The sequence below is a fragment of the Dyadobacter sp. BHUBP1 genome (assembly GCF_050587785.1).
Lineage (GTDB): Bacteria > Bacteroidota > Bacteroidia > Cytophagales > Spirosomataceae > Dyadobacter.
Genome location: NZ_JBOBIH010000003.1, coordinates 904,735 through 927,936 on the forward strand (window position 1 = coordinate 904,735; position 23,202 = coordinate 927,936).

The window sequence follows — 23,202 nt, forward strand, 5'->3', positions numbered from 1 at the left end:
ATTATTCCTCATGTAAACCAGAGCTATATGGAAAAAATCAGTTTATGCCTGATCATTATTTTGATTTCATTCACTCTCGCCGCGCAAACACCTTTGCGATGGAATTATCCCTGCAAGCCGGGAACCGAATGCTGGAATGCGCTTACGTCTGTCGCCGAACGGCAGAATGCCTGCCAGATCGCAGGAATCGACCTGAAAACGCTGAGTACGGAGGAATTGCTGCTGATTACGATGGAGCATCCGTTTTTTCGGAGTTATGTCGCGCATGATAGTCCGTTGGAAGGGTTGGGGTTCGCGTTGGAAGGATTTAATGGGTTCGAGGAGTTTAGGAAGCGGCCTGATGCGATGAAGGCCGCTTGCGAAATCTATTTCAGGGAAGATTTTAGCAAGATGGAGGCCTTTGCGGATAGCGCGGAAATGGGTGCGTATTCCCTGAAATGGATTGGTTTAGAGATTATGATAAGCGATAATGCGCTTTTGAATCAACTGTCTACACAAGAGAGGATTGACTTTTTGAAGCGACTGTATGCTCAGTTGGCCATTAAGCAACGGTATCGGGATGTATTTGGCGGCATTTCGGATGCGGTTAGTGCTTACATCTTTGATAAGGTGATGCTTTCATTAGGTGTTGACATATTGGAAAGCAGTTATGATGCGGACCGTATTAATGCGTTTCGGGAAAGACTGATTACGCGGGAACCGCATCTCATCGAACTGTTGCTGAGTAAGTTAACGGAGTATCTTAAAAACCATTAAGCTACACTAAAAATCAAAAGTTATGAAAGCATTAGGACTATTTGAAATATGGCGGAATGCGTTAATAATTAGGCCGGTGGCCTTCATAAAGATTGCACTTCTGTTGATCGGCGCGTCTTGTACAGAAACTGAAATTAAGGAATTCGAGACGGGTGAATCGTGCTTCACAAAGGAGTCGCTTGAAACAGAGCCTTGGATAAAAGATCAACTGGCCTTTTTCCAGGTTCCCAAGCAGGGGCCGTTACGGGTCGCGGTATATCAGTATCGAGATAAGTATTACCTCGCTTTTGAAAATCCGTCGCTTTCATCGCCCATGTCTTACATATTTAATTGTGATGGGAAAACGATTGGTGAAGTGAGCATTCACTATAACGAGTTCTATGGGCAGAATAAATTGATGACAGTGTTATTGGAAGCTAAATATTGATCAAATGAAATACTTTACAGCCTATGTTTTACTTCTCGGGATCATCTCAGCAGAAACCCGGGGACAAGTCAATACTCCCAACGGCGTACAAGTGCCAACCAGCGCATTATTCGCATACCTCGACGCCTGGCCAAACACCAATGCTCAGCTACAATCGTTTCAAAATGATATTAAAAACGGATTTTATGGGCCGAGTTGTGTGGTGTTGAATGACTATACCCGGCAGTACAACTGCCATGGTTACGCATGGCACGTTTCAACAGGTGGAAACAAAATTGGTATCGATCAGGTAACACATGGAGGAGTTACTCCCTATATATCTGGTGTAAATCCGAGCTATACTCAGACCATTTATAGTGGAACTCAGGGTAAACTGCGAGTTCGATATTCTGGAGACCACTCCGCCGTAACTACTTATGATTTAGGTAAATATATTTCGAAATGGGGGGCGGGACCGCTCGTCAAGCATAATGCAAACGATGTAATGCCCGGTTATGGCGTCCCATCCAGTTACTGGACCTGCAAATACGCTCCGCCATTAACAAGCGTCTACCTCGACGGAAACCTAATTTCCGGAAGTTTCCAAAATACCACCTGGGGCGCACATAATATGCAGATATTCTGGGGGCTTGACCCTGATACCGGGCCAACATTTACTTCAACGGCCGCGAGTACAATCATCAACAATCAAAATTCAGGTACAGTGAATTTTACATTCAATGGCCCTTCCAACAATGGCGGTCTTTCAATTGCATTTTGCGGAGCACCGCGGCATTCGTTTACATTCTTCAAACCAAGCAGTGCTAAAATGCAGGTTTATCCCAACCCGGCTGAGGTCGAAGAAGTCATCACAATTTCATCGGAAGCTCCGGAGGATATTCAAGCCGTGAATCTGGATAATCAGGTCAACCGGATAACGAAAATTAGCCTTCTGGATAATCAGCAGCGGGTTTTACACGACTATTTACCAAATGGGGAAGGAAACCTGACAACCGTCAAATTGAATGCGGGGTTGAAAGGAACATACTACTTGAAGGCAGCTTTCGAGGACGGAACGGTGCAAACGAAGCGAGTACTGATTGAGAAATAAGGCGACCAAGGCGCCCCGGGTCGGTTATCCTTCGACCCGGGTGCCTTCGTCAACTGTAATAATATAACTCTTGCCGCCTTCGCGTTCGATGGCTTCGGCCACTTCTTCCGCGTGCGTGGGTGCGTAGGCGAACATGCAGCCCCCTCCGCCTGAGCCGTTGATCTTGCCGCCTAATGCGCCGGCACCGAGTGCGGCGTTCATCATGCGTTCGATTTTTGGGGTGGAGGTGCGTTTGTGGTCGCGGAGATTTTGGTAGTGCTTGTAGAGCAGGCTGCCGAAATGCTTATCGAAATTCTGGCTTGCGTGGTCTTCTGCGCTGTCGATCAGCAGGGCTTTACCTTCAACCAGGATGTCCCGGTCTTCGATGTTGGCTTTCAGTAGCCCCAGCTGGTCAGTAGAAAGTATTGATTTGTAATCGCTTACCTTTTCGATCGGTGTTGTGAAGATGGAAAAGGACGGGTCGTAATCGGTGACGATTTTGATCACATCTTCCATTCCGTAACGGCAGCGGGCGATAATGCCTAGAGTGTCCTTCGGTTCCAAAGAATCGCCGAGGACGAAGGTGCCGAGCTTGGGTGTCAGAGCTTCTACCTTGATGACCGGCGTCGATTCGAGGTAAATGACATTACCGATGGCGGTTGAATAGTTATCCATCATGCCGCCTGGTTCGCCGAATTCCAATACTTCGGCCGCGTTGGCGATTTCTCCGAGTTCTTTTTTAGAAAAATTGAGCGGATTATCGCTCAACTGATCCAAAAACTTCGCCCACGAAACAATCAGCGCTGAGGAGCTGGATGTGCCCGAATTGATGGGAATATTGCCGTGAATAGTCGCTTCAAAGCCTTTCGAGAATGTTAATCCCCGTCTTTTGACCACATTGATCGTACTGCGGAAATAGTCGCGCGGCTTGACGTAAGGGAAAGTTGTGTCGAGAGAAAACGCTTCTTGAGTGCCCAGATCGCGCAAATGCAATACTATTTTTTGATCATCGCGATAACCGCCGTCAACGCTAATCCTACGCGATATGGCCGCTGCAATTACGGGGAGCCCCAGATAATCCTGGTGTTCCCCGAAAAAGCAAATGCGGCCGGGAGTCGAAATCCTCATTGTTAAACTACCAGCTTTTCTTTTTGTGGCCTATGTAGCCGAAATACAGCATATAAATGTAAAGTGGAACCAAAATCCAGTAAGCTTTCTGCGTACTGCCGATCGAGTCGGCGATGCTTCCGTACACCAAAGGTAATACTGCGCCGCCGGAAATACCCATTACGAGCAATGCAGAAGCGATTTTTGTGAATTTACCCAGCCCGCTCAACGCCAATGGCCATAATGCGGGCCAGATTACCGCGTTGGCAAAACCAAGGATCGCGATGCAAAGCACGGAAGTGAAGCCGGTAGAGTTGACCGCGATTACAGTAACTACCAAACCAAGAATAGCCGAGAATTTCAAATAAGCTTGTTGCGATACATACTTAGGTATCAACACGATACCAAGCAAATAGCCTGCCATCATACCATACAATGTAAAAGTCCCGAACAAACGGGCCTCTTCCTCAGGAAAGCCGAGCGAAACACCATAGCTGATGATCGTGTCACCCGCGATCACCTCTGCACCTACATAGCAGAACAATGCGAGTACGCCCAACACAAGGTTAGGAAATTGCAAAACGCTGGTTTTCTGGGCTGTCGCCTGCTGAGCCGCGACTGGCGCATCGTCCTCTTCTTCACTTACTTCCACAAGCCCTTTCGACATTCTGATAATGAGTGCCAATGCAATAAGTACTGCTGTCAATACCAGATACGGCATCGCAACTTTGTCAAGCTCCGATTTGGGATCGCCCGTAGACGCGCCTGCGAGGAGCAGTTTACCAAAAATAATCTGGCTGAAAATACCGGCCGATTTATTGGCAATACCCATTATGCTGATCCGCTGTGCGGCGCTTTCGCGCGGGCCGAGGATCGTTGCGTAAGGGTTAGAGGCGGTTTGCAGCACGGTAAGACCGATCCCGATCGTGAAAAGCCCCACCAGGAACAATGGATAAGAAGCCATTTCCGCAGCCGGAATGAATATCAGCGTACCTACTGCCATCACGCCGAGCGCCAGCGACATACCGTTTTTGAAACCGGTTTTTTTCAAAACCATCGAACACGGGATCGCCATGACGGTGTAGGAAATGAAAAACGCGAACGTTACCAGGTAGGAACTGGTGTTGTCGAGGGAGAATGCTTTTTTGAAGAAGGTGATCAGTGTTCCGTTAACCCATGTGACGAAACCCATCACAAAGAATAGAATGCCGATAATGAAGAGGGGACCCAGGTAACTGTTCTTTTTGCTCATTTAAGTCGTATTTGGAAAAGGTTGTTCAGGTTATTCTGTATTTGGTTTGTTATAATACTCAATATTCATCATTCAGGCCAAATATCCGCTTGTTTGTTCGCCATTTTCCCCGCGTAAAGTCCGGGATCTCAACGGGCGAGCTTCCGCGGGCGATGGAGAGTTCGGAAAGCGGACTAATGGCGCTCCATACGGCTGCATCGTAAACGTCGATCGGCGGGGCGGTTTTGCGCTTGATGGCCTCTACAAATCCGCGTAGTACGAAGTAATCGATTCCTCCGTGACCGGCATTCTCCGCTTCTTTGGCATATTTTGCCCAAAGCGGGTGGTCGTTTTTGTCCAGATATGGCTTATCGGGTTCGCCGATATGCTCTTTGGGTGATATGCCTTCGAGGTAAATCGTGTGGCCGTCGTTCATCCAGATCCCCTCGGTACCCTGTGCGCGGAATGCGAGGGAGTAGGGACGAGGCGAATTGGTATCGTGAATGAGCACGATGTTTTCGCCGTTGTAGCATTGGATCATCGTGGTTACAATGTCGCCCAGTTTGAAATTTACTTTCGCATTGGGATGATCCTTCCCGCCGTGATCTACGATATATTTATGCAAACCTCGCGATTTGGTGGCCATGGATGTCAGGTATGTAAAACAGTTACCCCGGTTGATATCTAGCCAATGCGCTACCGGGCCGAGGCCGTGGGTAGGGTAGAGGTCGCCGTTGCGGTCAACCGAGTGCTGGGTACGCCATTTAGCTTCCGAAAACCCTTTTGTACCGAATTCGACACCGTGGCCTTCATTGCTTTTACCCGTGTTGAACTTGATGCCCCGCAAATCGTGCTGGTACCCGCAATGCGCGTAGGTCATTTCGCCGAACATACCTGCCCGGATCATTTTCAGGATGGCCATCACATCGCGGCGGTAGCACACGTTTTCGAGGATCATGCAATGCGAGCCGGTCTTTTCGAAAGTATTGACCAAATCCCACGATTCCTGCAATGTTACGGTCGCAGAAACCTCCACAGCGGTATATTTTCCTGCATTCATCGAAGCCAGTGCCATTGGTACGTGCCATTGCCAGGGCGTAGCAATGAGTACACCGTCGAGATCGTCGCGCTTGACAAGGTTCATAAAATCCTCCTCACCTTTGGAGTATACCACCGGTGCTTTACGACCGGCCTTTTTGATTTTATCGAGGGTGATATTGACGGCCTCAGGATCGATGTCGCAAATCGCGTTGATCTCTACATCCGGGCGGAAGAGGGCCTGCTCCACATGGTTGCGGCCCCGCAGCCCGACGCCGATAAATCCTAAACGTACATTTCCTGCCGGTTTTTCCTTTTTCAGATGAAGCGATGGCATCATCCCCGCGACGGGCGCGGCCAGTGCTGTTTTTTGCAGAAAATCACGTCTATCCATATCAAAATCCGTTGAATGTTACCGACACAGTTGGTAAAAGATTATTTGGTCTTACTTAATCCCGGGCTGCAATTTACATGCAAATGCCAGATTTTTAAATTTTTTTATTAATTAAAAATTGACAATGCGGACGCATCCAGGTAACACTAAATAGGATTGCCGTGAACAATTTGTTAGCTTACAGCGTTTACCCAAAGCAAGAGACTTCTGAGAGCGACTCACAGCATGCTCGAACCCTTAAATGTGTTGGACACAAACTTTGTAACGACATTTAAGGCAAACGAAAATTTTAAGTGGTTTAAAATATGGTGCAAAAGGTGGCGGTGTTCCGGAAGGAGCACTTCAATGCAGCTCATCGTCTTCATAATCCGGAATGGCCGGAGGAAAAGAACAGGGAAGTTTTTGGAAAATGCAATAATCCCAACTTTCACGGGCATAATTATGAGCTGATCGTGCAGGTGACGGGCCCTGTTGATCCCGAAACCGGCTATGTGATCGACATGAAAGTGTTGAGCGCCATATTGAAGGAATCTGTTATCGACCGGTTCGATCACCGGAACCTTAATCTCGACGTTGAAGAATTCAAAACCCTCAATCCGACCGCAGAGAATATTGCGATCGTTATTTATTCAATTATAAGACCCAAAATTGAAGCAGGTCTCGACCTGAAAATCAGATTATATGAAACAGAACGGAATTTTGTCGAGTATCCAGTCCAGTGAAGCTTTGGACATCGAAGAGGTTGGTGACGATCATTTGTTTTCAGGAATAGAGACTCCCCTCCGCAAGGACGCGTTCGCGATGGAGGACGAGCTTAAAATGGAGTTGATCGAGAAGCATTTCCGCCACATTATGGAGATCATGGGCCTCGATCTTACGGACGATAGCCTGAAAGGCACGCCGAAAAGGGTTGCGAAAATGTACATCAAGGAGGTTTTCAGCGGCCTCGACCCCAAAAACAAGCCTTCTATCGCCCTTTTTGACAATAAATATAAATATAACCAAATGCTCGTCGAGAAGGATATTTCGGTATTCTCGAACTGCGAGCATCATTTCGTACCGATTTACGGCAAGGCGCACGTTGCCTACATTTCAAGCGGGAAGGTAATCGGCTTGTCGAAATTGAACCGCATTGTAGAATACTATTCGAAACGTCCGCAGGTACAGGAGCGGCTTACAGTGCAGATCGCCAATGAACTGAAAGAGGCGTTACAAACCGAGGACGTAGCCGTGGTAATCGACGCACAGCACATGTGTGTACAGTCACGCGGGATCCGCGACTCGGGTAGCTCGACGGTTACTGCCTATTATGGCGGTAAGTTCGAGGAGGAGACGACTAAGAAGGAGTTTCTCGCCTATCTCGGGATGTAATTCGAACAGCATCTGACTATATCTGACCATAAATGACAACACCTGACAAATAGCTTGTCAGGTGTTGTCATTTATGGTCAAGTGTTGTCACTTGTTGTTGCGGATGCGATTACACGGTTGGTCCTACACGTTCCAACAGCGCCTTGGTAGCCTTGATACCGTCATATTCCGAAAGCTTGCTTCCTTCATATTCGATCCCTGCAATGCCTTTGAAACCGCTTGCTTTTACTACTTTCAAAATTTTCGCGTAGTCTGTCTCAATACAGTTTCCTTTTTCGTCGAAATCGTACGTTTTGGCGCTCACACCTTTTGCGAATGGCATTAGCTCCTGCGTGCCCTGATAGCGGTCGTAGGATTCTTCGCAACCGTTCGCCGAACGTTTGATACAGAAATTGCCGAAATCAGGCAGGGTACCTACGTTCTTCATATTCACCTGCTTCATCACGCCCGACAACCATTTGCCGTTTGAAGAAGAACCGCCGTGATTTTCAACGATTACGTTAATGCCGGTCTTTGCAGCGAATTCGCCTAGCTTACCCAGGCCGTCTACTGCCGCTTTCGCGATTTCTTCGTCCGAGCCTTTTCCGTGTGCATTCACGCGGATGGTTTTGCAGCCAAGGTATTTCGCGGCTTCAACCCATTTGTAGTGGTTTTCAACCGCTTTGTTACGTACCGCCGCGTCAAGTTCGCCCAGGCCGCCTTCCCCGTCGATCATGATCAGGTGGTTGCTCACGCCATTATCTTTCGCTCTTTTCAGCAATTCGGCGAGGTAAGTTTTATCTTCTGCTTTGTCTTTGAAGAACTGGTTTACGTATTCTACGATCGAGATACCGAACTCTTTTTTAGCGAGTTCAGGGAAATCGAGGTTGGTGAGTTTTTTCGCGAAAAGAGCCTTGTGCAACGACCATTCGGCCAGTGAAATGTCAAACCAAAGCTTTTTGGCAGCCGGTTCGGCGAATAAATCAGTGAATGCAGAGGCTGCAAGCGCAGTGGCTCCGGCCTTTTTAAGGAAATCGCGACGAGAAAAGTCCATGATTGGTTAGAATTTAGATTTGATTATTATTCCTGAATATTGATTCTGGCTTCGCGGTATAGCTTCTCGTTTTTGGTGAGTTTAGCTGCGTCCCATTCGATGTCCTGCACGAACGCATGCTGGCGGACGGGACAATTGTCGATCCTGCAAAAGTAGCAACATTGGTATACGCACGGATCGGCGTGGACAAAAATTTCCGTTTCGCCCGGCTGCTGCGCTTTCAGAATGTTCTCGAAATCGTGGATCGTTTCGTGTACTTTTTGGAGTTCCCAGTAATAGGGTAATGTCAAATGGCAGTCAATATGCAGATCGGAGCCGTATTGCTGGGCACGCAGATTATGGACGTCTATCCATTCGTCTTTTTTATTTTCGTTTAGGGTATGGATCACCTTATCGAGCAGCAGTTCGTCGCTGGCGTCCATTAAGCCGGCCACGGATTTACTGACCAGTTGTGAGCCGCTGTAAGCCAGAAATAGCCCGAAAAACAGCGAGGCTACGCTGTCGATCCAGACATAACCTGTCAGCATAATCAATCCGACACTCAAAATAAGCACCACGCTGCTAATGCTGTCCGACATTAAATGCTTACCATCGGCGACCAATGCGAGGGAATTTGCCCGGCGCCCTTCGGTGAGCAGTTTATAACCGATAGCTGTGTTTACAAAAATGGTAAAAACGATAAAGAGAGAGCCTTGCGCGAGGTTTTCGATCGGTGCCGGATTTATCAGCCTTTTTACCGCTTCTACGACGATGAATATCGAGGCGATGATGATCAATGCACCTTCAAAACCAGCCGAGAAAAACTCGACTTTGCCGTGTCCGTACGGGTGGTTCCGGTCTTTGGGCTGGGAGGAAAGATAAACGCTGTAAAATGCAAAACCGCTGGCGATTACGTTGATAATCGATTCCAGGGCGTCGCTCAGAATGGCGTTCGAAGACGTGAGATAGAATGCAAAAAACTTCAATGCTGTCAACAGAATGCTGGCTACAAAAGACAGCATGATGAGACGTTGTTTAAGCTTATTTTGGTTTATTTGCATTTGATATTTGTCAATGAAAGGCCAAAAATACTAAGAAAATGCGGGTTATATCCACTGAAAATAACTGGAAAACACTATCGTCTGAAACCGTTTATGAGAATGCCTGGCTGGAACTCAGTCACCGTGACGTGATTAACCCCTCAGGCAACAAAGGCATTTATGGGTTGGTAAAATTCAAAAATCAGGCGATAGGCGTAATCCCGGTGGACAGCGACAACAATGTTTACCTCGTGGGCCAGTACCGCTACGCGATCGACGAATATTCCTGGGAAATTCCGGAAGGCGGCGGCGCACTCGGTGCCGATCCGCTCGACGCCGCTAAGCGCGAACTGAAAGAGGAAACCGGTCTTCTGGCGGGGAAATGGACGAAACTCTCCCGTATTCACACCTCCAACTCGGCAACTAACGAAGAAGGATTCCTCTTCATTGCCGAAGAACTCACGCAAGATGAAGCCGAGCCGGAGGATACCGAAGATTTGCAGGTGTGGAAATTGCCTTTGAAAGAAGCAGTAGAAATGGTTATGCGCTCCGAAATCACCGATTCACTTTCGGTTGCTGCCATATTGATGACTGCCAGATTGAAAGGTATTTAATATGCTGCAAGCGCTATTGTACGGGACGCTGACGGGCGTCGCATTGTGTCTTACTTTCGGGACCGTATTCTTTTCCCTGGTCCAAAACAGCGTCGATAATGGCTATCGCACGGGTATCAAGATCGCTTTCGGCGTGTTTATCTGCGACATTATCTTCGTATTCTTCGCCATTTTCGGAACGGCGTTGTTACCCGATATTCCTAACTTTCAGAAATGGATGGCCGGAGCCGGCGTAGTCTTTCTGGTTGCGTTGGGTTTGAGCAATATCATTAAAGGCCAGCCTCAGATTGCGGAGCCGCAAACACGTTTTGGAAACTTCCTTTACTATTTCACTACCGGCTTTCTGCTGAATGGGTTGAATCCTGTTAATTTTATCAGCTGGGTGACCATCGCTTCGTACATCCGCACGAATTTGCATTACAACCTCAACCAGGTGATTCTGTTTTTCACTGCGAGTGTGATTGCGGTATTTTTGGTGGAAAGTGCCATCGCCGTTTTCGCACACAGGCTCAAAAAGCTATTCACGCCGAAAGTGGTAACCGTATTTAACAAAGTGACAGGCGTGGTTTTTATTCTCATCGCCTGTCAGATTGCTTATACTAATTTTTTGAAGTAGGACGTCAGGGAGCTATGTACCCCTCTGTTTTAAGGAAATTCTTCCAATCTTCGATCAGGTCTTTCTTGAAAACGCGGGGGAATTTGTTCTGTCCGCCCAGCTTGCCTTTGGACTCCATCCAGCCGTAAAACGCCTGGTTGGGCAATACGGTGACAAAAATCTCTTTCAACGCGTGACGGCGCTCAACGGCGTAGTCATCGTTGAGTTCCGCGAGTTTGGCGTCGAGTTTTTGTTTTAAAACTTCGGCATCCACATGGGACTCTTCCACGCCCACGTACCAGTCGTGCGCGAACAGGCTGCCGTGCTCGATGCCGCAAACAGTAAATTCTTTCACGGTAATACCCATTTCACCCGAAACAAGGTCGATTGCCTTGTTCATATTATCGACCGAAAGGTGCTCGCCGCAAAGGCTCAGGTAATGCTTCGTGCGACCGGTGATGACGATCTCGCCACGCGATTTGTCGACGAATTTCAGCGTATCGCCGATCAGGTAACGCCAGGCCCCTGAGCAGGTCGATAGCAGCAATGCATATTCTTTCCCTTCTTCTACCTGGTCGATCATCAGCGTCTCGGGATTATCGAGCATAGCGCCGTCGGAATCGAAGTTTCGAGGGGTGAAAGGGATAAATTCAAAGAAAAGGCCATTATCGCAAACCAATTCCATTCCTACCGCGCCCGGCCGCGACTGATACGCGATAAAACCTTCCGACGCCAGATAAGTGTTGATATAGATCATCGGCTTGCCCAGCAGTTTCTCGAAACCTTTGCGATAAGGCTCAAACGAAACGCCGCCATGCGCGAAAACCTGCAAATTCGGCCAGATTTCGTGGATATTCTTTACATTATAATGCGCAATGATCTTTTCAAAAAGCAGTTGGATCCACGCAGGCACGCCTACTACGAAGCCAATGTCCCATTCGCTCGCAACGCGGGTGATCTCTTCCAGTTTTAAGCCCCAGTCGCGTTGTGCGGCAATTTTCTGACCCGGTTTGTAATAAGGCCGGAACCAGCGCGGGATTTGCTGGATTTGAATACCACTCAAATCACCAGCTAAACTTCCGGTATCATGCGGGTTCAGGTTGGTACTGCCGCTGAGCATCAGGAAGCCCTTTTCATACAAGTCAGGCGGGAGGTCTTTGTAATGCCCTAATGACAGAATCTGGCGGATACTCGTCTTCTGAATCGCCTTCGTCATTGCTTTCGTCACAGGGATCTGCTTCGATGCCGCCTCCGATGTTCCCGAGCTCAACGCGTAATATTTCACAGTGCCAGGCCAGCAAACATCCTTGTCGCCTTCGAGCGATTTATGCCACCACTCGTTGAATATCTTATTGTAATCGTAAACGGGCACCGTACGCTTGTAGAGCTCGTAAAATGCGCCTTTTTCTCCGAAAAGAATGGAGGAAAGCAGCTCGTCGAAATTGTATTTCTCGCCGAATTCGGTATATCTGGCCTTGGCCAGGAGTTTGGCCAAAGTTTTCTTTTGCTGTTGGTGTAAACTTGCCTTACGGCGATTGGCAACGATGTTGCTGAAATGGATGCCTTTTTTTAATAAACTGCCTACTAATGCCATAGCTGTTGGTTAAATTACAAATCCCAGGTCGATAGCTTTTTCAACGCTTCATACTCTGTCAGATCATATTGACATGGCACCACCGAGATATAGTTATTATCCAGTGCCCAGACATCGGTGTCTTCTTTTTCCGTATCAAAATTGACAAATTCGCCGGCCATCCACAGGTAGCCGCGACCGTTAGGATCGACGCGGTAGTCGAATTTTTCCTGCCATTTGGCATGCGCCTGGCGGCACACTTTGATGCCTTTTAGTGCCAGGTCTGTTTTGGCGGGAATATTTACATTCAATGCAATGCCGTTTGGAATACCGTTCTTCAAAGCTTCCTCTGTAATCGACTTGATGTAAGGAACGGCATGACTGAAATCAGCATCCTCCCTGAAATCGCAAAGCGAAAAGCCGATTGCCGGTATGCCTTCGATCGCCGCTTCGATGGCCGCCGACATGGTGCCCGAGTACAACACGCTGATCGAACTGTTGCTGCCGTGGTTGATCCCACTCACGACGAGGTCGGGCTTGCGGTCTTGCAATACATAGTTTTTAGCCAGTTTTACACAGTCGGCAGGCGTTCCCGAGCATTCGTATTCCGTTACATCATCAAAAATATGGGTGGAATAAAGCCTGAGCGGTTCACCGATGGTAATGGCATGGCCCATTCCGGATTGCGGGCTGTTGGGAGCGACCACGATCACTTCGCCCAGCGTCTGCATGATTTCAACCAGTGTTCGGATTCCTTTTGACGTTATTCCATCGTCATTTGTAACTAAAATGAGGGGTTTCATATATTTCTACTGATCGGGTGCTTAGGTGCTTCATGCGATCTCGTCTGCCGGCTCAGTAACATGGTTTTTAAGTGAATAAATATTTAATTGCGCTTTTCAAGCTGCCAAATTTAAGCAATATGCCTTCATTCGCAACACTACAAGCTACCGTCACGGACATTCCGACCATCATCGAAATCCAGGAAAAAACATGGGAACCCACTTACCGTGACATCCTTAGCAAGGAACAGATCGATTTTATGTTCGAAAAAATATATTCTCCCGAATCCCTCGCGGACCAGATGGAATCCGGGCAGCAATTCATGATCCTATTGAGCGACGAAACACCCGTCGGCTTTTCGTCAGTATCGAAAGAAAAGCCCGGGAAGTTTAAATTACATAAAATATATGTGCTTCCGGCCACGCAGGGGACCGGCGCGGGCAAACATCTTTTATACGAAACTGAAAATTACGTGAAGTCGCAGGGAGGAACGGTGCTGTCGCTGAACGTGAACCGCTACAACAAGGCCAAAACGTTCTATGAGAAAATGGGCTTCCGCGTTGTGGACGAGCAGGATATTCCCATTGGGCCTTACTGGATGAACGATTACGTGCTCGAAAAACCATTGAACTGAACCGGCTAGGCCGATTCAGTTTTCAATGCCAGTTTCATCTTCTTGATATTCTTCTGCTGGCTTTTCAGGCCTTGCAGCGGATGGTAATGATTGCTGTTCACAACATAATAGCCCGTACCGTCGTAAGCGCGTTTGGCAGGGTGCGTTTTGCATTCGGCCGAACAGGCGCCTTCCATTTCCCAGCCGCATTTCTCGCAAATGGGGACGTGATTATTGCATTCGGCATTGGCACAGTTCACCATGCGGTCGCAGGGTTCTTCGCAGATGTAGCATTTGGAGATCACGGTTGGATTGACCTTGTTTACGTCCACAGTAATGCGGTTGTCGAACACGTAACATTTACCGTCGAAATTCTCTCCGCCTTCTTCCAGACCGTAGCGTATAATGCCTCCGTGCAACTGATAAACGTCGGTAAAGCCCTGGTCGAGTAGGTAAGCGCTCGCTTTTTCGCATTTGATACCTCCGGTGCAATAGGTAATCACCTTTTTATCTTTCAAATGGGCGATCTCATGTACGTGGTCGGGCAGCTCGCGCAGGTTGTGCATATCGAACGTGATCGCGCCTTTGAACTTGCCTACTTCATGCTCGTAATCCGAGCGCATATCCACCAGTACTACGTCCGGGTCGTTCAGCATCGCTTTGAAATCGGCCGGTTCAAGGTGCTTCCCTGTGCGTACCAGCGGGTCAACGGGCAGGTCGGAGTTGACGATCTCGTCCTTCACGCGTACGTGCAGCTTCTGGAATGCGATATGATCCGATTCTTCCACTTTGAATTGCACACCTGCGAAACGGGCATCCGAACGGACGTAGTTCATATAGGCCTCGCATTGCTCGGGTGTACCCGACACGGTGCCGTTAAGGCCCTCCGGCGCTACGATAATGCGGCCCAGGAGGTTGTTTTCCACGCAAAAGAGGTGATGCTCATCGCGATAAGTGTCGGGGTCGGCGATGGGCGTGTAATAATAATATAGAATAACCCGGTAAGGTTTCATCGGTTTTCGATTAAGTATTTCAATGAGCAAAAGGGCGCAATCGGCCATGCTCGTTTCTCCAAATCAGCCGCAAATATACGAATAATGCAAGTTTTAAGAAAATGCCGAAAATCAGTTTTGTAGCTGACCGGTTATCCGTTGAAATACATATTTTTGTGGGCACTCGTTCAATTACTCAACTTCATCCTATCTCCTTATGCACATCGCTATCATTGGTAACATCGGCGCAGGTAAAACTACATTGACCCAAATGCTGGGGGATTATTTCAAGTGGGAGGTGATGTATGAGGCGGTAGAAGGAAATCCCTATCTGGCTGATTTTTATATGGATATGGAGCGCTGGGCGTTCAATCTGCAAATTTATTTTTTGAACAACCGCTTCGCACAGGTTCAGAAAATCCGCGAAACGACCTATTCGACCATCGTTCAGGACCGTACTATTTTTGAAGACGCTTACATTTTTGCCCGCAATCTCTATGAATCCGGCGTGCTCACCGATCGCGATTACCAGACTTACCTGCTGCTCTTCGAATCCATTATCCGCACCGTTTCCCAACCCGATTTGATGATTTATCTCAAAGCGGACATACCCAAGCTGGTGTCGCAGATCAAAAAGCGTGGCCGTGAGTTCGAAGCCGACATTTCAACGGAGTATCTCGCCAATCTTAACCGCTATTACGAGGATTTTGTGCAAAACTACGAAGACGGGAAGATCATCGAAATCGATGTGAACAATATGGACTTTGCGTCGAATCCCGAAGACTTCAACAAAATCGTGGCATTACTGAACAAGGAATTGTTTTACGTCTGATCGTGCGCCTAATACATGCAGGCGATGGCCTTGTGAAGCAGCTGATTCTTTTTGGCATCGACCTTGAACGTCCGCTTATCGTCGGGCAGTAGTATCTCAATCTGCACCGTTCCTTTCATTTTTTCGAGTTCTTTCGGTTCGATAGGAGTGGAGAGGACGAACTCGCTCTGCCAGTTGCTGCGGTCGGTGGAACTGATCGTCGTGTAGAGGGAGAAATTCCCTTTCACCGATGAAAACTTGATTTCGGTGAACATCTGGACGTGGTAAACCTGCCCGAATTCGTCATTATGGTAATTGAGAATCCGCTCTTCACCGGTTTTAGCGAGGGTCAGGTATTCTTTCGGCCCGGAGAGCTGCACGATGTGATAGTGGACGATCTTATGATTCGATGGGCTGATCTTTTCCTTGCATTGGGCGAAAGATATACCCATGTCAGCCATCAATAAGCCGACCACACCAAGCAGGAAAGTGGGCTTCATGCAGAGGGCGTAATTCAACACTTTTCGAGATTTCAGGGTTATTCAAACGTTTGTAAAGATAATCGCCTGATAAGAAGAATGCAATAGGATAATGGGAAATGACTACTTTACTCTCCGTTCCTCTGCCAGTTGCTTGTATACCTCTCCGAGTTCATCTTTGAGTTCCCGGATTTTCGCTTCCAGCTTTTCTACTTCACTTTTGTGAACGAGGTCTTTTATATACATCACAACGTTTGGCTCGCCTTCAAAGCCAAATAGCCAATTAGGATGAATTTCCAGTTCTTTAATTAATATACCTACTGCGTCAGAAGTGAGTTTTTGATCTCCCGCGAGAACTTTAGAAATTTTGGATGGGGATAGGTGCACAATCTCAGCAAGTTCACTGGTATTTAAGTGGTGTGCTTTCATGATGGCCGCTATTCTTGCAACTTCTATCATTGCTGTCAGTTCTAATGTGATATAAATTCCATATGAAATTTTACCTTTCCAAATGGAATTTTATATTTACAATATTGTCTAGGTTAAGCGCAGTTGTAAATATAGTAAAACTGGAAGCATTCCAATGTTCCTGGTGCGAAACCGAGACAGCAAACGTTATCACCTATTAAGCTAAACACCACTATGAATTTTAAAATCATTCGGATTCCTGAAACAGGTATTCAGGTTTGCCTGCATCGCGATCGTAGCGAGGAGGGCGAGGAAATCGTTCGCATTACTTCTTTCATTACCAATGCGCAGCATGCGGAAATCATGTTGGAGCAGGTAGTGACATTTACCAAGCCAGGAAGTTCGATTCGTTTTGTCGCAGATTATTCGCTGGTTTCTGCCAAAAGTTTCTTGGAAGAGTCGATGAACGAAATGGGAATGCTGGCATTTGCCTGACCTGGCCTAGCTTCCTAATTTGCTTTTTCAGGCATAAAAAAAGTGCGTCGGTTAATTCCAAACGCACTTTTAATTGTGACCAGAAGGAGAGTCGAACTCCTATGCCCGAACGGGCACTACCCCCTCAAAGTAGCGTGTCTACCAATTCCACCACCTGGCCGTCAATCGTGATGCAAAAGTAGTATTTTAATGATTCGGCGCAACAGTTGTACCCCGATTTTTTTGAGAAAATATCGCGCATTGCGCAAAAAAACTTCGTGTTTGCGCAATTTGGTCGTAGTTTTATGCCCCGAAAACGGGATAGTACCCAAAGGATCAGACTGTTCAGCCTTTTGGCCGACGAGGGCTCAGAAATATTAAAAATTTTAGATTTAGTAATTAGCATAAAAGCCCTGGCATCGATCCAAGGCTTTTTATGTTAATTACCGTTATGTGAAATCCGGTGCCTAGGTAGACAATGGGCGGCCGGCAGGGATATTGATCCGTTGGCGGTTGTTCGGGAAGGTCGCTCGTTTGGCAGTAAACTTCGCATTTACATATTCCACCATATCGATTTCGCCGGTAATGGTGTCGCCCGAAAGCTTCCCGTAGAATGTCATCGTCAGGTTGTCGCCCGGCACGCTGTACCGGCTCTGGAACCGGACTTCGTCGCCGTCGATGTTACCAAACAGCTCGCGTGTCGCGAACTCGCCTTTGTGGGTTCCGTACAGGTAGTTGCCGTCCTGCCTTTCGATAATGAATGTATGTTTGCTGGCACTGGTGTAAAATTCGATGCTCACATCCCAACGGCCTGCGATTTCTGCTGCTGGCGCTTTCATGACCGCTTCGGCTTTTGGTGCGCTGCGCTTGCGGGTGAGGATTTCGTAAATGCGTTCCGCCACAATCTTGTCGTTGCCGGGGCCCATCATATAAGCGGCTACGGTAATCGACGTGGTAGGAGGGCCCGATTGTGCTGCCTGGCCCCTGCGGAAGCCGGTTCCTACGGCCACACGAGGTTTGGTGGTTTGCAGCTCGTCGGCTACTTCCTGGCCGGTGATATTCAGCTTGGTAGGGTCCCAGGTTATGGTCAATGTCGGTGTAGCATTATCTAATGCCCCTTCTGCCGGCTCTTTAATTTCGAGTTTGGCGCTCGGGATACCGTTCAGTTTTTTGGAAATGTTTTCCAGCCATGATACCCAGGTTCTCATTTCAGCCTTATGGTCGCGCGTGGCCCATGCTTCCACGGCTGCGAGCATCCCTATCATTTCTTCGCGGCCTACTTTATTGTTACGGCAAGGTCCGTGGTGCGGCGCACTGGCCTGCCATGCCGACATGAGTACGTCCTTGTCGCCGAGCATCAAACCTGCGCATTGCGGCCCGCGGATTACCTTTCCGCCACTATACGCCACCACGCTTGCGCCGGCTTGCAAATGGATGTTAGGGATCGTCAAACGCTCGGCAGCGGCGTCCACCAGCAGCGGAACTCCCGCAGGCTTGGCGATATCTGCTACGGCCTTAACAGTCCACGGTTCGTCGCCAGGCATCATGTAAATCATCGCTGTGCGCGGAGTAATGGCCTTTTTGAGCTCTTCGATGGTTTCAACCGTAATGATTTTCACGCCCACATTGCGAATCGCGTGGTCATACACATTGCGCGAGGACCTGGGGATAATCACCTCTGTTTTTTCAAAACCTTCCAGATTGGGAATGCGGATCAGTTTCTCAGGATTACCACCCGCAATAATGCCCGCGGTTACCTCGTTCATCCCCGCCGCGCAGCCCGATGATACCATGCCCCATTCGGCGCCGGTGATCTCGGCAAGGCGCTGGCCAACCCCAAATGCCAGCTCGTCGATCTGTACATTATATTGGCACGCATACTCCATGGCCTGACGAACTTCGGGCAGCTCAATAGACGCCCCGATAATGGTAAATGTCCCCCGGCAGTTGATAATCGGCTCCACGCCGATCGACTGATAGATTTGCGGTCCCGGTTTCAATGGCCCGGGTGCCGACACGGCGCCAGCCGCCTTCTGAAACCATTTCGGTTTGCTGCTTTCGGCAAAGGCCGCAGACGTGCTGGCCGCCGCGCTCAGAACGCTTCCCGCGAGCGGGATCATGGAAAGATCTTTTAAAAGTTCTCTGCGTTTCATTGGTGTTAAGGTATTGGGGGTTTGAATGGTTAAAGGGCTTTTTCAGGAAATGGTCAGGTGTTGTCAGGTGTTGTCAGGTTGGTCAGGTGTTGTCAGGTTGGTCAGGTATTGTCAAGTGTTGTCAGGTGTTGTCAGGTTGATCAGGTATTGCCAAGTGTTGATCAGGTGTTGTCAAGTTTGGTCAGGTGTTGAGGTAAGGATGCCTGATTGGGTTTGGAATACCCTTTTTCTTGAATAAATATCTTCCTTTTAATTACCTGGGGCCTGTTCCCGGGGTTTGCGGGCCCTGGTTGGTTGCAGGGCGTTCCGGACGGGGCAGGTTAACGGGCTCTACGCGCGCATTGAGCGTGTACACGATGTTGCCGCCGCGGATGGTTGCTTCGGTTTCGATGCGTTTTTTGCCGGTGATTTTACCATCGCGGGCGTAGAAGCCGAAGTTACCTTCACGCAAGTTCAGTATGGCCACGTCGGCGGGCGAGCCTACGGACAGGTTCCCGAGTTCCTCGCGGCGGATCTCCTGTGCGGGGTTCCAGGTGCTGGCTTTGATCACACTTTTGAAATCCATGCCCATGGCCATAAACATAGACATGATATTATTCATATCCTTCATGGCCGAGTTCATGCTGCTTGTGTGGAGATCGGTACTGATTGAATTGGGATAAAAGCCCTGCTTGATCGCCGGCCGTCCCTGGGAGAAAAGGAAGCTCGCACCTCCGAAACCCACGTCAAATATCACCCCGCGTTTCTGTGCTTCGATCGCGTAGGATTTCACTTTATTGGTCGATACGTCGACGATAGACTCGCGGCCGCGGCCGCTGTTATTGCTATTGCCGCCGAAGCAATGGGTGTAAATGTCGCCTTTGCGGAATTTTTTCAAATACAATTCTTCCAATGGTAAAACCGGATTGGCACTGCCGAAATCGACCATAATAGGGATGTTGGCGAGCGTACCGGCCTCCAATGCGCGGTCGGTGGGTGTCCAGTCATGACCTACGAAATGTGCCAGCTTTACACCTACGACGTCGTTGGGATACTTTTTGGCCATTTCGGCTGTGGCTTTCGCGTCCATTTCTTCGAGGCTGTTTTCGAATTTCCCGCCGGCCATTCCTTCGCCCACGATGTTCAGGAATGCGAGCACGCGGGTTTTGGAAAGGTCGATGGTTTGTTTTTTGAAGGTCTCAAAATTTTTCCAACCGGAGCTTCCCGCGTCGACAACGGTGGTTACTCCTGAACGGAATGTGAAACCGTCTGCGGGCAGGCCGTTTGGACCATTGCGATAAGTGCCTTTGAGGTCGGTACCCCAGAAAAAGTGTACGTGAATGTCGATCAGCCCGGGCGTGACGTAGAGCCCTTTGGCATCCACCACCTGTACGGCCTGGCTGGCATCGATGTTTTTGGCCACGAGGGCGATCTTCCCGTCCTCACCGCCCGGCGTGCCATCGATGGCCACGTCCATAACGGCGTCGATATTGTTTTTCGGGTCGATCACATGTCCGCCTTTAATCACGATGCTGTATTTCTTGTTTTGCGACCAGGCTGGCTGACACAGCATCAAGAGCACCGCCAGGGCTGAAAGGGAGAAAGCTCTCATAAATATTAAGGGTTTAGGATAGATAAACGCTTCTGTAAAATGCCATTGCAAGCAGGCTGCATTCACAATGAGGACACATATTTCATGTTATCCCCCCCATCACTGGCGCGTAATTATTTTCACTGTGCCTGATATGCCGATAAAAGCAGCAGCGACACCGCTTTTACGCTGGTATTCAGTCCCAAACACAGGATTTTTTGTTCAGATAGTTTGCTTACTAGCCAATCCAAAAAGATTACCTTTTTCACTCGCCGGGGCTAAGTAATTTACGGGAAATCCAATTTCGCTGCTCCGATCCATCGGCTGGCTGGGGTGGCTCTGCCGCGGCCGGAAGATTTTGTCGGGTGTTTATGCCTGTAAAATCAGGGTAGAATTGACCAACGGGTCGTTTTTGAACTACAAGGGCGTTGCGAGCCTGCTTCGCTGAGAAAAAAAGCGGTGGGTCTGTCCTGTTTCCGGCATCCCGTTTGTAATGGGAGTAGTTGAAACAATATTCACCTCAAAAACAAACTATCATGGGAAAGCTCATTGCCTACAATTTCACGACGCTCAATGGTTATTTCAAAGGCCCTGATAACGATATCAGCTGGCACCGGCATGGCGAAGAAGAAAACGGGTTTGCAGCAGACAATCTCGAAGCAAAAGCTACGCTGCTCTTCGGCAGGGTAACCTATGAAATGATGGCAGGTTTCTGGCCGACACCCATGGCCATCGAAAGTATGCCGGAAGTCGCCCAAGGTATGAATGAATCCGAGAAGATCGTATTTTCAACCACCCTCGAAAGCGCCGGTTGGGAGAATACCACGCTCATTAAAGGAGATCTCATAGAAGCCGTTCGAAAACTTAAAGCCATTCCAGACAAAGTCATGACCATTCTGGGCAGCGGCAGCATTATCGCGCAACTCGCGGAAGCAAGGCTGATTGACGAGTACCAGTTCATGATCGACCCCGTTGCGATCGGGGAAGGTACGCCTTCATTCCAGGGGTTGACACGGAAACTGGATTTGAAGCTGATTAACCACCGTGTGTTTAAAAGCGGGGTCGTGCTGTTGAGCTATGAGGCGATTTGAAATCTTTAAACTGGAACGATCATGGAAGAATATCTGATCCTCATGCGCCTTGATCTCATGACAAAGGGTGCACAGCCTTCTCCCGAGCAAATGCAGGAATACATGAAGCAGTACCACCACTGGGTCAGCGGCATTGTGGAGGAAGGGAAATTTGCCGGCGGGAAAGGGCTTTCTACGGAAGGAAAAGTTCTTAAAGCCAATAATGTGGTGACGGATGGTCCGTATGCTGAAACCAAGGAATCGCTCGCAGGCTTTATCGTGATCCGGGCGGAGAGCTTCGATGATGCGGTGAGGCTGGCGGCGCGATGCCCTATCCTGAATGGCGATGGGAATAGCGTGGAGGTGCGGAAAATCGTTTCTGTGCATGAACACTGAACCGCTGATCCCGCATTTGTTCAGAACGGAGTACCGGAAGATCGTTTCGGTACTTTGCCGACATTTCGGCTTCAGGGAAATAGAAGTGGCGGAGGATATTGCCAGCGACACATTTCTAGTGGCAACGCAGGCATGGGGCATCGAGGGGCCGCCGCCGAACCCCGCGGGCTGGCTCTACAATACGGCTAAAAACAAGGCGAAAAATTACCTGCACCGGCATTCGATCTACGAGGAGCGGGTTTTGCCGGAGCTCCGGGCCGGCCTGGATAAGGACCTGGCGGCAGAGATAGACCTTACGCCCGGGAATATTACAGACAGCCAGTTGCAAATGCTGTTTGCGGTGTGTCACCCGGCGATCTCGGAAGAATCGCAGGTGGGGCTTGCGCTGCGGGTGCTTTGCGGATTTGGCATCCAGGAGATTGCCGACGCGTTTCTTACGACCAAAGAGGTCATTAACAAACGGCTAACCCGAGCTAAGGAGCGGCTTCGGGAGGTCGATATTCGTATAGAGATGCCGGCTGCTGCTGTGATGGACACGCGGCTCGGACCTGTGTTGACGACCCTCTATTTACTCTTCAATGAAGGATATTGTTCTATGAGTCAGGATTATACGCTTCGAAAGGATGTATGCCTGGAAGCGATGCGGCTCTGTACGATGCTGATCGAAAACAATGCTACGAACAAGCCGGAGGTCAATGCGCTGATGGCGATGATGTGCTTTCACGCGTCGCGGCTGGATGCGCGCAGGGGCGCTCCGGGCGAGCTGGTGCTATACGAGGAACAGGATCCCGCATTATGGAATGCCGATTTGATTAGGAACGGATGCGCTTTTCTGAAATCGGCAGCGAGGGGCGATCGGGTTTCGCGGTACCATCTTGAAGCGGGCATTGCATACTGGCATACCCAAAAGAAGGACAGTCCCGAAAAATGGAGCAGCATTGTTTACTACTACGATCAGCTACTGAAACTCAATTATTCTCCCGTAGCTGCACTTAACCGGGCATTTGCAGTATTCAAATGGAAAGGGAAAACCGAGGCGATCCGCGAAACGGAGGCCCTGGCGCTGAAAGGCAATCATTTTTATTTCGCTTTACTGGGCGAACTCTATAACGGAATCGACCAGCAAAAGGCTTTGGAAAACCTGGAAAATGCATTGCGGCTTGCAAGGACCGCTACCGACCAACAGGCGATCCGCAAGCGGATTATGGCACTTTCCTGAAATGACG

At 48.9% G+C, this 23,202-nt stretch carries 25 protein-coding genes and 1 tRNA gene; 13 read left to right on the forward strand and 13 right to left on the reverse strand.

All coding sequences use genetic code 11. The features are described 5' to 3' along the window. Positions 1-27: 27 nt before the first annotated feature. From ACQ4MZ_RS16025 to ACQ4MZ_RS16035, 3 genes are read left to right on the forward strand one after another with little or no spacing between them, the layout of a single operon-like run. Entirely contained in the window at positions 28-756 is a 729-nt protein-coding gene (locus ACQ4MZ_RS16025) for a hypothetical protein (RefSeq protein ID WP_430846157.1), read from the forward strand. A 22-nt stretch (positions 757-778) separates the two neighbouring features. Beyond that, positions 779-1,183, forward strand: coding sequence for a hypothetical protein (locus ACQ4MZ_RS16030; RefSeq protein ID WP_430846159.1), 405 nt, complete (start codon positions 779-781; stop codon positions 1,181-1,183). 4 nt (positions 1,184-1,187) lie between these two features. Beyond that, positions 1,188-2,273: a T9SS type A sorting domain-containing protein gene (locus ACQ4MZ_RS16035; RefSeq protein WP_430846161.1), complete on the forward strand. Its 1,086-nt coding sequence runs from the start codon at positions 1,188-1,190 to the stop codon at positions 2,271-2,273. A gap of 24 nt (positions 2,274-2,297) precedes the next feature. Here ACQ4MZ_RS16035 and ACQ4MZ_RS16040 read toward each other — a convergent pair whose 3' ends face one another. Genes ACQ4MZ_RS16040 through ACQ4MZ_RS16050 form a run of 3 tightly spaced genes read right to left on the reverse strand, consistent with a single transcriptional unit; the run spans position 2,298 to position 5,965 of the window. Next, on the reverse strand, positions 2,298-3,380 hold the full coding sequence (locus tag ACQ4MZ_RS16040) for a galactokinase family protein (RefSeq protein WP_430846163.1): 1,083 nt from the start codon (positions 3,378-3,380) through the stop codon (positions 2,298-2,300). Positions 3,381-3,387: 7 nt separating this feature from the next. Next, positions 3,388-4,611 carry a sugar MFS transporter gene (locus ACQ4MZ_RS16045; protein WP_430846165.1) on the reverse strand — a complete coding sequence of 408 codons (1,224 nt, stop codon included), beginning with the start codon at positions 4,609-4,611 and terminating at the stop codon, positions 3,388-3,390. Positions 4,612-4,669: 58 nt separating this feature from the next. Continuing rightward, positions 4,670-5,965 (reverse strand): Gfo/Idh/MocA family protein, encoded by a 1,296-nt coding sequence (locus tag ACQ4MZ_RS16050; protein ID WP_430846415.1) that lies wholly within the window; start codon positions 5,963-5,965, stop codon positions 4,670-4,672. Positions 5,966-6,327: 362 nt separating this feature from the next. Between ACQ4MZ_RS16050 and ACQ4MZ_RS16055 the strand changes: the two genes are divergently transcribed. Next, positions 6,328-6,744, forward strand: a complete 417-nt coding sequence (locus tag ACQ4MZ_RS16055; RefSeq protein WP_430846167.1) for a 6-pyruvoyl trahydropterin synthase family protein — start codon at positions 6,328-6,330, stop codon at positions 6,742-6,744. After that, the gene (gene folE / locus ACQ4MZ_RS16060; RefSeq protein ID WP_430846169.1) at positions 6,704-7,393 is read left to right on the forward strand and encodes a GTP cyclohydrolase I FolE; all 690 of its coding nucleotides are present in this window, start codon (positions 6,704-6,706) and stop codon (positions 7,391-7,393) included. The genes ACQ4MZ_RS16055 and folE overlap by 41 nt, the downstream gene beginning before the upstream one ends. A 109-nt stretch (positions 7,394-7,502) precedes the next feature. Here folE and ACQ4MZ_RS16065 read toward each other — a convergent pair whose 3' ends face one another. Together ACQ4MZ_RS16065 and ACQ4MZ_RS16070 are read right to left on the reverse strand one after the other, a co-directional pair. Beyond that, positions 7,503-8,426, reverse strand: coding sequence for a sugar phosphate isomerase/epimerase family protein (locus ACQ4MZ_RS16065; protein ID WP_430846171.1), 924 nt, complete (start codon positions 8,424-8,426; stop codon positions 7,503-7,505). A gap of 26 nt (positions 8,427-8,452) precedes the next feature. Beyond that, the gene (locus ACQ4MZ_RS16070; RefSeq protein WP_430846173.1) at positions 8,453-9,466 is read right to left on the reverse strand and encodes a cation diffusion facilitator family transporter; all 1,014 of its coding nucleotides are present in this window, start codon (positions 9,464-9,466) and stop codon (positions 8,453-8,455) included. Between the two features lie 38 nt (positions 9,467-9,504). Between ACQ4MZ_RS16070 and ACQ4MZ_RS16075 the strand changes: the two genes are divergently transcribed. Further along, positions 9,505-10,059: an NUDIX domain-containing protein gene (locus ACQ4MZ_RS16075; RefSeq protein WP_430846175.1), complete on the forward strand. Its 555-nt coding sequence runs from the start codon at positions 9,505-9,507 to the stop codon at positions 10,057-10,059. A 1-nt stretch (position 10,060) separates the two neighbouring features. Further along, positions 10,061-10,675: a LysE family translocator gene (locus ACQ4MZ_RS16080; RefSeq protein WP_430846177.1), complete on the forward strand. Its 615-nt coding sequence runs from the start codon at positions 10,061-10,063 to the stop codon at positions 10,673-10,675. Between the two features lie 4 nt (positions 10,676-10,679). Here ACQ4MZ_RS16080 and ACQ4MZ_RS16085 read toward each other — a convergent pair whose 3' ends face one another. Further along, positions 10,680-12,248 (reverse strand): GH3 family domain-containing protein, encoded by a 1,569-nt coding sequence (locus ACQ4MZ_RS16085; RefSeq protein ID WP_430846179.1) that lies wholly within the window; start codon positions 12,246-12,248, stop codon positions 10,680-10,682. Between the two features lie 14 nt (positions 12,249-12,262). Continuing rightward, the gene (gene surE / locus ACQ4MZ_RS16090; RefSeq protein WP_430846181.1) at positions 12,263-13,030 is read right to left on the reverse strand and encodes a 5'/3'-nucleotidase SurE; all 768 of its coding nucleotides are present in this window, start codon (positions 13,028-13,030) and stop codon (positions 12,263-12,265) included. A gap of 119 nt (positions 13,031-13,149) precedes the next feature. On the opposite strand from surE, the gene ACQ4MZ_RS16095 reads away from it, so the two are divergent. Continuing rightward, complete coding sequence (locus tag ACQ4MZ_RS16095) at positions 13,150-13,644, forward strand: GNAT family N-acetyltransferase (RefSeq protein ID WP_430846183.1); 495 nt, start codon at positions 13,150-13,152, stop codon at positions 13,642-13,644. Positions 13,645-13,649: 5 nt separating this feature from the next. Here ACQ4MZ_RS16095 and ACQ4MZ_RS16100 read toward each other — a convergent pair whose 3' ends face one another. Then, on the reverse strand, positions 13,650-14,636 hold the full coding sequence (locus ACQ4MZ_RS16100) for a rhodanese-related sulfurtransferase (RefSeq protein ID WP_430846185.1): 987 nt from the start codon (positions 14,634-14,636) through the stop codon (positions 13,650-13,652). A 196-nt stretch (positions 14,637-14,832) separates the two neighbouring features. Here ACQ4MZ_RS16100 and ACQ4MZ_RS16105 point away from each other — a divergent pair, with 196 nt between their 5' ends. Next, positions 14,833-15,447, forward strand: a complete 615-nt coding sequence (locus ACQ4MZ_RS16105) for a deoxynucleoside kinase (protein ID WP_430846187.1) — start codon at positions 14,833-14,835, stop codon at positions 15,445-15,447. A gap of 8 nt (positions 15,448-15,455) precedes the next feature. Here the strand turns inward: ACQ4MZ_RS16105 and ACQ4MZ_RS16110 are convergent, their stop codons facing one another. Both ACQ4MZ_RS16110 and ACQ4MZ_RS16115 read right to left on the reverse strand, forming a co-directional pair. After that, positions 15,456-15,926 (reverse strand): hypothetical protein, encoded by a 471-nt coding sequence (locus tag ACQ4MZ_RS16110; protein ID WP_430846189.1) that lies wholly within the window; start codon positions 15,924-15,926, stop codon positions 15,456-15,458. A 102-nt stretch (positions 15,927-16,028) separates the two neighbouring features. Continuing rightward, on the reverse strand, positions 16,029-16,364 hold the full coding sequence (locus ACQ4MZ_RS16115) for a helix-turn-helix domain-containing protein (protein WP_430846191.1): 336 nt from the start codon (positions 16,362-16,364) through the stop codon (positions 16,029-16,031). Between the two features lie 183 nt (positions 16,365-16,547). Between ACQ4MZ_RS16115 and ACQ4MZ_RS16120 the strand changes: the two genes are divergently transcribed. Further along, a complete protein-coding gene (locus ACQ4MZ_RS16120; RefSeq protein WP_430846193.1) occupies positions 16,548-16,808 on the forward strand; it encodes a hypothetical protein in 261 nt (86 codons plus the stop codon). A 76-nt stretch (positions 16,809-16,884) separates the two neighbouring features. Here the strand turns inward: ACQ4MZ_RS16120 and ACQ4MZ_RS16125 are convergent. From ACQ4MZ_RS16125 to ACQ4MZ_RS16135, 3 genes are all read right to left on the reverse strand, one after another. Continuing rightward, positions 16,885-16,968: transfer RNA gene (locus ACQ4MZ_RS16125), tRNA-Leu, on the reverse strand. A gap of 286 nt (positions 16,969-17,254) precedes the next feature. Then, positions 17,255-18,940 (reverse strand): selenocysteine synthase, encoded by a 1,686-nt coding sequence (locus tag ACQ4MZ_RS16130; RefSeq protein WP_430846195.1) that lies wholly within the window; start codon positions 18,938-18,940, stop codon positions 17,255-17,257. Between the two features lie 253 nt (positions 18,941-19,193). Further along, on the reverse strand, positions 19,194-20,531 hold the full coding sequence (locus ACQ4MZ_RS16135; RefSeq protein WP_430846197.1) for an amidohydrolase/deacetylase family metallohydrolase: 1,338 nt from the start codon (positions 20,529-20,531) through the stop codon (positions 19,194-19,196). Between the two features lie 515 nt (positions 20,532-21,046). Between ACQ4MZ_RS16135 and ACQ4MZ_RS16140 the strand changes: the two genes are divergently transcribed. Genes ACQ4MZ_RS16140 through ACQ4MZ_RS16150 form a run of 3 tightly spaced genes read left to right on the forward strand, consistent with a single transcriptional unit; the run spans position 21,047 to position 23,195 of the window. Further along, positions 21,047-21,601, forward strand: a complete 555-nt coding sequence (locus ACQ4MZ_RS16140; protein WP_430846199.1) for a dihydrofolate reductase family protein — start codon at positions 21,047-21,049, stop codon at positions 21,599-21,601. A 21-nt stretch (positions 21,602-21,622) separates the two neighbouring features. Continuing rightward, the gene (locus tag ACQ4MZ_RS16145; RefSeq protein ID WP_430846201.1) at positions 21,623-21,976 is read left to right on the forward strand and encodes a YciI family protein; all 354 of its coding nucleotides are present in this window, start codon (positions 21,623-21,625) and stop codon (positions 21,974-21,976) included. After that, positions 21,966-23,195, forward strand: a complete 1,230-nt coding sequence (locus ACQ4MZ_RS16150; RefSeq protein WP_430846203.1) for an RNA polymerase sigma factor — start codon at positions 21,966-21,968, stop codon at positions 23,193-23,195. The genes ACQ4MZ_RS16145 and ACQ4MZ_RS16150 overlap by 11 nt, the downstream gene beginning before the upstream one ends. Positions 23,196-23,202 lie beyond the last annotated feature (7 nt).

Coding starts and splice junctions, on each gene's coding strand:
- ACQ4MZ_RS16025 (WP_430846157.1), top strand. CDS start 28: ATGGAAAAAATCAGTTTATGCCTGATCATTATTTTGATTTCATTCACT.
- ACQ4MZ_RS16030 (WP_430846159.1), top strand. CDS start 779: ATGAAAGCATTAGGACTATTTGAAATATGGCGGAATGCGTTAATAATT.
- ACQ4MZ_RS16035 (WP_430846161.1), top strand. CDS start 1,188: ATGAAATACTTTACAGCCTATGTTTTACTTCTCGGGATCATCTCAGCA.
- ACQ4MZ_RS16040 (WP_430846163.1), bottom strand. CDS start 3,380: ATGAGGATTTCGACTCCCGGCCGCATTTGCTTTTTCGGGGAACACCAG.
- ACQ4MZ_RS16045 (WP_430846165.1), bottom strand. CDS start 4,611: ATGAGCAAAAAGAACAGTTACCTGGGTCCCCTCTTCATTATCGGCATT.
- ACQ4MZ_RS16050 (WP_430846415.1), bottom strand. CDS start 5,965: ATGCCATCGCTTCATCTGAAAAAGGAAAAACCGGCAGGAAATGTACGT.
- ACQ4MZ_RS16055 (WP_430846167.1), top strand. CDS start 6,328: ATGGTGCAAAAGGTGGCGGTGTTCCGGAAGGAGCACTTCAATGCAGCT.
- folE (WP_430846169.1), top strand. CDS start 6,704: ATGAAACAGAACGGAATTTTGTCGAGTATCCAGTCCAGTGAAGCTTTG.
- ACQ4MZ_RS16065 (WP_430846171.1), bottom strand. CDS start 8,426: ATGGACTTTTCTCGTCGCGATTTCCTTAAAAAGGCCGGAGCCACTGCG.
- ACQ4MZ_RS16070 (WP_430846173.1), bottom strand. CDS start 9,466: ATGCAAATAAACCAAAATAAGCTTAAACAACGTCTCATCATGCTGTCT.
- ACQ4MZ_RS16075 (WP_430846175.1), top strand. CDS start 9,505: ATGCGGGTTATATCCACTGAAAATAACTGGAAAACACTATCGTCTGAA.
- ACQ4MZ_RS16080 (WP_430846177.1), top strand. CDS start 10,061: ATGCTGCAAGCGCTATTGTACGGGACGCTGACGGGCGTCGCATTGTGT.
- ACQ4MZ_RS16085 (WP_430846179.1), bottom strand. CDS start 12,248: ATGGCATTAGTAGGCAGTTTATTAAAAAAAGGCATCCATTTCAGCAAC.
- surE (WP_430846181.1), bottom strand. CDS start 13,030: ATGAAACCCCTCATTTTAGTTACAAATGACGATGGAATAACGTCAAAA.
- ACQ4MZ_RS16095 (WP_430846183.1), top strand. CDS start 13,150: ATGCCTTCATTCGCAACACTACAAGCTACCGTCACGGACATTCCGACC.
- ACQ4MZ_RS16100 (WP_430846185.1), bottom strand. CDS start 14,636: ATGAAACCTTACCGGGTTATTCTATATTATTATTACACGCCCATCGCC.
- ACQ4MZ_RS16105 (WP_430846187.1), top strand. CDS start 14,833: ATGCACATCGCTATCATTGGTAACATCGGCGCAGGTAAAACTACATTG.
- ACQ4MZ_RS16110 (WP_430846189.1), bottom strand. CDS start 15,926: ATGAAGCCCACTTTCCTGCTTGGTGTGGTCGGCTTATTGATGGCTGAC.
- ACQ4MZ_RS16115 (WP_430846191.1), bottom strand. CDS start 16,364: ATGATAGAAGTTGCAAGAATAGCGGCCATCATGAAAGCACACCACTTA.
- ACQ4MZ_RS16120 (WP_430846193.1), top strand. CDS start 16,548: ATGAATTTTAAAATCATTCGGATTCCTGAAACAGGTATTCAGGTTTGC.
- ACQ4MZ_RS16130 (WP_430846195.1), bottom strand. CDS start 18,940: ATGAAACGCAGAGAACTTTTAAAAGATCTTTCCATGATCCCGCTCGCG.
- ACQ4MZ_RS16135 (WP_430846197.1), bottom strand. CDS start 20,531: ATGAGAGCTTTCTCCCTTTCAGCCCTGGCGGTGCTCTTGATGCTGTGT.
- ACQ4MZ_RS16140 (WP_430846199.1), top strand. CDS start 21,047: ATGGGAAAGCTCATTGCCTACAATTTCACGACGCTCAATGGTTATTTC.
- ACQ4MZ_RS16145 (WP_430846201.1), top strand. CDS start 21,623: ATGGAAGAATATCTGATCCTCATGCGCCTTGATCTCATGACAAAGGGT.
- ACQ4MZ_RS16150 (WP_430846203.1), top strand. CDS start 21,966: ATGAACACTGAACCGCTGATCCCGCATTTGTTCAGAACGGAGTACCGG.